The sequence below is a fragment of the Mesobacillus sp. genome (genome assembly GCF_049588175.1).
GTDB lineage: Bacteria > Bacillota > Bacilli > Bacillales > Cytobacillaceae > Mesobacillus.
In genome coordinates this window covers 1-1,710 of sequence record NZ_JBAVFI010000796.1, presented here as the reverse complement: position 1 = coordinate 1,710, position 1,710 = coordinate 1, and the positions used below count along the sequence as shown (strand labels likewise).

The window sequence follows — 1,710 nt, the reverse complement described above, 5'->3', positions numbered from 1 at the left end:
TTATATCAGCAGATAATTTCTATGTAAACAAAGAATTCAAATAAAAATAATAAGGAAGTGACCAATTTGCAGAGGGGGACGGTTCACTTGTTCCACTTTGGAACACGAGAACCGTCCCCATATTCACATAAAACTCATCTTGTCTGCCAGCTCGGGAAAATCAATAAATGGATTTCGGTTTCCTTGTATATAGTAAATCGCCTGGTTCCGGTGTTTTTCGTATAGTGTAGGAGGGAATTCTTGATTCCAGCGTTTCAGCAGTTCAAGATCCACCTGCACCCTGAATTCCTCTTTGATCATTTTTGGATAGCGAAGGAAAAAGTATAGCATGGCGCGGGCGATTGCTCCTTTTCCGTGTTCTGGCTCAAAGAGGAGACCTGAGCTCACACCGCAATTGTTTTTTAGTTGTTCATCTGGTGACTCGGGAGTGTAGAAATCGAAATCCGCATAGGGAAAGTTTGAACGTTTGATATTACATTTTGGGTGGCAGACAAACAGATGGTGCAGGTCGCCCTTCATCGGTTCTGTTCCCTCGAACCACGACTGAGGAACAATATGCTCGGTATTCATCTTGAAGGTTTCCTCAAAGATTTTAAGTGCCTTGATGGATTGAAAACCATGCTGCTGAAACTTCCTTGACCGTTTTCTGAATTCATCATACTTTTTTCTAAGTGTTTCTTGGTCCTCTTTAATCAATGTTTCTGGATCTTTTTTCTCGCTGGAATAGATACTTTTTGCAGAACCATCTGGATACAAATCAACCCAGGTATACAAATATAAATCCTTACTCAGGAAATAGGGAATCTGGTTTTTGTGCGTTTGGGAAATGACAGTGTGAAATTTATAAAAAAGAGCCAGCTCCGAAAAATCCATCTCTGCGGCCCCGCGGTAATACTTCTTTATATCCGCCTCATCCTGCTGCTGATCGTAATAAAGCTGCTTGTCATTTTTAATTTTCCGTCTGTTTTCACGCAAGATCGATAAAAGCTGTTTTAGATCAATGGGATCATGTGGACTATTCCACTGTTTATTAAGCCTCTGCTGCTTTTTAAAATTAGACATAGCTTACTCCTTATCCGTATCATCTTACATATAGTGTACTCCCACAAAGAGCTGTGCACCAAACAAAAGAGTGCCTATTTTTCACGTGGAAAATTAGCGGATGATGAGATAAGCATATCAGGATTTGAAATAAATAAATCAATATTTTCGACATTTTAGGACATATGTCCTTTTCGAATTGCCTGTATCTATTCTTTAATTGATTTATACAATCGTATTGAGGAGAGAGACAATGAGAGGCATTATTTTTGCATTATTAGGAGGAGCTTTTATTACCCTTCAGGGTGTAGCGAATTCGAGAATCAGCCAGGACATCGGCACATGGCAGACGGCAACGATCACCCAGTTCACTGGATTCCTGATGGCTTTTATCATCTTGATGTTTGCCGGGGAGGGAAAATGGCAAGGGCTAAGGGAAGTGAAACCCGTATATTTAGTTGGCGGTACGTTTGGAGCCGTCGTTGTTTTTGGAAGCGTAACTGCGATTCATTTTATTGGTGTAAACCTAACGGTTTCAGCCATGCTGATTTCTCAGCTGGGAATGACGGTTTTGATTGACCGGAACGGCTGGTTCGGCGTCATGAAGCAAAAAATGAAGATGCCGCAGTTAATCGGTATTACAATGATGGTAGCAGGTGTAGTGATCCT

2 protein-coding genes are annotated in these 1,710 nt (G+C 41.0%); one reads left to right on the top strand and one right to left on the bottom strand.

The annotated features are described in order from the left end of the window. Positions 1–123: 123 nt before the first annotated feature. A complete protein-coding gene (locus tag WB217_RS19380; protein ID WP_423994982.1) occupies positions 124–1,062 on the bottom strand; it encodes an endonuclease I family protein in 939 nt (312 codons plus the stop codon). Between the two features lie 232 nt (positions 1,063–1,294). On the opposite strand from WB217_RS19380, the gene WB217_RS19375 reads away from it, so the two are divergent. Further along, positions 1,295–1,710: DMT family transporter (locus tag WB217_RS19375; RefSeq protein WP_423994981.1), on the top strand; the 416-nt coding region annotated here is incomplete at its 3' end.